We start from the raw sequence: 4,110 nt of genomic DNA on the forward strand, positions 1-4,110 counted from the left end.
CGGTAACGCCTGCGGTCAAGTCAGACCCCGCACCCGCCCCACCTGCGGCGGCCGCTCCGGTGGTTGCGCCCACGCCCGCTCCACCGCCTCAGCCCAAGACGATTACCCGAGGCGTGGAGTACGTGCATGAGCCCGAACCCGAATACCCCGACAGTGCCCGTGAAGAGGGCAACGAAGGCACCGTGATTTTGCGCGTGCTGGTGGATATTCACGGCAAGCCCGGCGCCGTGGACATCGTGCGTTCCTCAGGTTTCGGCAGTCTCGATGAAGCGGGCAAGACGGCAGTGCGCGGCGCGCTGTTCAAGCCTTACCTGGAGGATGGGCATGCGGTGTCGGTGTACGTGATCGTGCCGCTGCGCTTTCAGCTCGACAGCTAGCACTCACCCCTATTTTTTATTGAAGGGCCTCCCGGTCAGGGCAGCGCTCACCCCAAAGAAAGGAAAAACACATGGAAACCGGAACACTGGGTTTGAATGTTTTGTGGCAACAGGCCGACGTGGTCACCCGAGGCGTGGCCTTGATGTTGTTGGTGATGTCAGTGGCGTCCTGGTATGTGATGCTCGACAAACTGTTGCGTCTGGCGCTGTTTCGGCTGCGCTCGGGCAAACTTTTGGCGGCGTTCTGGGGCGCGCCGACGCTCAAGGAGGGCGTGCAGCAATTGGGCCAGGGCAGCGCCTGGGCTGAAGTGACCCACGCCGGTATCAGCGCCGCGCGCCAGCACCGTGATGCACTGGATGGCGACATGAACCCGCCGCCGTTCAGCGAATGGCTGACCCGCGCCCTGCGCCAGTCCACAGTGACCATTGGCGGCAAGTTACAAGGCGGTATGGCGATTCTGGCCACCGTGGGTTCCAGCGCGCCCTTTGTCGGTTTGCTCGGCACCGTGTGGGGCATTTACCACGCCTTGATGAAGATCGGTTTGTCCGGTGACGCCAGCATCGACAAAGTCGCCGGGCCCGTGGGCGAAACCCTGATCATGACGGCCCTGGGCCTGGCCGTGGCCATTCCCGCCACCCTGGGCTACAACCTGCTGGTGCGCAGCAACAAGCAGACCCTGGCAGAGCTGAGCAAGTTTGCCTTCGAGCTGCACGACCTGCTGGTGATCGGCGCCCGCGCCACCCCACGCAACGGGCTGCCTGCCCAGAGCACCTTCAATGCCCAGGCGGAGTACGTCTGATGGCCGGTGGACTGTCGGGCGGCGACGACCTGGAAGAAGACGGCTTTAACCCCGAGATCAATACCACGCCGCTGGTGGACGTGATGCTGGTGCTGTTGGTGATTTTCATCATCACCGTCCCGGCCATTCAGCACTCGGTGAAGATCGACCTGCCCAAGGCTGCCGCGCAGCAAGACAACAAACCACCGCCCTCGGTCGATCTGGCGCTGGACAACGATGGCCACCTGCATTGGGAGGACCACGACATCAGCGACAGCGACTTGCCCGCGCTGATCGCCGAAGCCGCCGCGCGCCAGCCGGTCCCGGAATTGCACCTGCGCGCCGAGCGCAACACGCCCTATGAAAAGGTCGTGCAGGTGATGGCGGCGGCGCAGTCCGGTGGTCTGGACAAGATCGGTTTTGTGACCCAGGCCGTTACCCCTTAACCACGGCGTCGCCCTTCGCCCCACCCGTTTGGTCGGCCTTTATAGCCGACCACGGCGAAGTGCGCGCCACAGAAATCAACCAGGCCGTGAATGGCCGTTTTCGAAGGTGCAGTCATGTTTCGCAAATCCCCGTTGTATGTGCGTGCAGGTCTCGGTTTCGCAGCGCTTGCCATGGCCATGCCGTCTTTTGCCGCCGATGCCGCAGCAGCCATCGACGACAGTGCCTTGGCCACCTTGCCGCAAGTCACGGTCAAAGCCGCCAAGCGCAAACCGGCGCTGCACCAGCAGACCAACAGCGGTGCCCTGGGCAGCCGCGCGGTGATCGATACACCGTTCTCGTTCAAGAGCGTCGGCAGCAGCGAAATCCAGGACCGCCAGGCGGGCATCTTGTCTGAGGCGGTCAAGTACGACGCGTCGGTCACCTCCATCAGTTCCAGCTATGGCACGCACCCGGCCACCCTCGCGGTGCGCGGCCTGCCGCTGGATGACCTGAACGGCTACAAGGTGGATGGCATGGCCAACATCAACCGTGGCGTGGAAATGCCCCTTGAGATGTTTGACCGCATCGATGTGCTCAAAGGCCTGTCGGGCTTCATGTACGGCTTCGGCAGCCCAGGCGGGATCGTCAACTACGTGACCAAACGGCCAACCGACAAGACCACCTTCAGCGTCGACGCCGGTTACGAGTCCAACAACCTGTACAAGGAACACCTGGACGTCGGCGGCCGCCTGGATGACCCGCGTTTTGGCTACCGAGTCAACCTGGTGCACGAAGAAGGCGATGCCGTTTCGGGCGACGCCAAGGTCACCCGCACAGCCGTCGGCGTGGCCCTCAACGCGCAACTCAGCGATGACCTGAGCCTGGACTTCGACACCCTGTACCAGACGCGTGATACCAGCGGCGGCACCGACATCATCGTCAACGCTAAAAATGCCTTGCCCAAACCCATTGATGGCAGCAAACGCCTGTACAGCAATGGCTCCTTCACCGATGTGGATTACAGCCTGTCGACGCTCAGTGCGACCTATAAATTTTCACCCGACTGGACCGGCAAGCTGGCCTACCGCTACAGCGATTCGACACGCCGTTATTTGAAAGACCAGTACATCATTTCCAGCGATGCGGGCGGCTACTCCGACAAAGCGTCGGCCGAGTACCACGGCTACGACTACAACGACGCCATGGGCACCCTGGAAGGCAAGTTCACCACCGGCTGGTTCAGTCATGACCTGGTGCTGGGCAGCAGTTACTCGCAACTGAACTCCGAAAAATCCGTAGTCAGCCCCAAAGGCACCGTGGGCAAGGGCAACCTGTACGACCCGACGATCTTCTCGGTGTACAACATCGATTACAGCGGCGGCACCTACGGCGATGACAACATCAAGGAAAGCGCCGTATTCGCCAGCGATACCATCGGGCTGGGTGAACACTGGTCGCTGCTGGCGGGCCTTCGCAACGAAGACTTCCGCGAGGAGACTCACGCCTCCTCGACCGCCCCTGCTGTCCAGTACAAGGCCCGACCCGCTACGCCAACGGTGGCGTTGATGTACAAACCCAACAAAGACGTGACCGTGTATGCCAGTTACGTCGAATCCCTGGAAAACGGCGGCACCGCGCCCACCACGGCGGTCAACTCCGAACAGACCCTGGGCCCGCTGCGCAGCAAGCAATACGAAGTGGGCGTGAAAGCCCAGCAGCGTAACTGGAGCGCGACGGCGGCGGCGTTTCGCATCGATCGGGGCGCCGAGTACACCAACGATGCCAACGTCTTCGTGCAGAGCGGCACCATCCGCTATCAAGGCCTGGAGTTGAACGCCAGCGTCGATGCCACACCCAACCTGACCGTGGACGGCAGCGTCATGTCACTGGACTCGGCCTACCACGATGCGGGCGATGGCGTTGATGGCAACCGCGCCGCCGGTGCAGCGCATTATCAAGCTGCAACACAAGTCACGTACCGTGTTCCGCAAGTGCCCGGCATGTTCCTGCACACCGGCGCCCAGCGTATCGGCGAAATGGCGGTGGACTCAGGCAACGTGCACACCCTGCCGGCCTACAGCCTGTTCGATGCCGGTGGCGGTTATCGTCTGCATTTGAGCGGCGGGCATGCACTGACCTTTGGCGCCAACGTCAGCAACCTGGCCAACAAAAAGTACTGGACCTTCTATCAGGAAAACTACCTGCAGCCGGGTTCGCCCCGTACGTTAACCTTCAACACGCGTTATGACTTCTAGGCCCGCAATGATAAAAACAACGTTCTTGAAGTACACGGTTCTGGCGCTGGGCATTTGCCTGGCGCTGCCCTCTGTGGCCGCACCACTGGACACCGGCGGGCTGCGCCTGGACAAAGTGGTGCTGGTGATGCGCCACGGCATCCGCCCGGCAACCGACACCGCCGCGCTGCAAAGCTGGTCGGCCAAGCCATGGCCAGCGTTTGACGTGGCCGACGGCCAGTTGACCGACCATGGCCGCGCAGCCATCGTGCTGCTCGGCCCATGGCAACGCGG

4 protein-coding genes and 1 pseudogene are annotated in these 4,110 nt (G+C 62.2%); all 5 read left to right on the plus strand.

Features of this window, described 5'->3' with window-relative positions; translation table 11 throughout:
* The coding region (locus GHO25_RS25145; protein ID WP_153393245.1) for an energy transducer TonB at positions 1-377 on the plus strand (377 nt) is incomplete at its 5' end.
* Between the two features lie 71 nt (positions 378-448).
* A complete protein-coding gene (locus GHO25_RS25150) occupies positions 449-1,177 on the plus strand; it encodes a MotA/TolQ/ExbB proton channel family protein (protein WP_153393248.1) in 729 nt (242 codons plus the stop codon).
* Positions 1,177-1,602 carry a biopolymer transporter ExbD gene (locus GHO25_RS25155; protein WP_048370472.1) on the plus strand — a complete coding sequence of 142 codons (426 nt, stop codon included), beginning with the start codon at positions 1,177-1,179 and terminating at the stop codon, positions 1,600-1,602. The genes GHO25_RS25150 and GHO25_RS25155 overlap by 1 nt, the downstream gene beginning before the upstream one ends.
* Before the next feature lie 114 nt (positions 1,603-1,716).
* Positions 1,717-3,837, plus strand: coding sequence for a TonB-dependent siderophore receptor (locus GHO25_RS25160; protein WP_153393251.1), 2,121 nt, complete (start codon positions 1,717-1,719; stop codon positions 3,835-3,837).
* 7 nt (positions 3,838-3,844) lie between these two features.
* Positions 3,845-4,110: pseudogene (locus GHO25_RS25165) on the plus strand (4-phytase); the annotation flags it as partial.

It is taken from the genome of Pseudomonas sp. FSL R10-1350 (genome assembly GCF_009600525.1).
GTDB classification, from domain to species: Bacteria; Pseudomonadota; Gammaproteobacteria; order Pseudomonadales; family Pseudomonadaceae; genus Aquipseudomonas; species Aquipseudomonas helleri.

Coding starts and splice junctions, on each gene's coding strand:
- GHO25_RS25150 (WP_153393248.1), top strand. CDS start 449: ATGGAAACCGGAACACTGGGTTTGAATGTTTTGTGGCAACAGGCCGAC.
- GHO25_RS25160 (WP_153393251.1), top strand. CDS start 1,717: ATGTTTCGCAAATCCCCGTTGTATGTGCGTGCAGGTCTCGGTTTCGCA.
- GHO25_RS25155 (WP_048370472.1), top strand. CDS start 1,177: ATGGCCGGTGGACTGTCGGGCGGCGACGACCTGGAAGAAGACGGCTTT.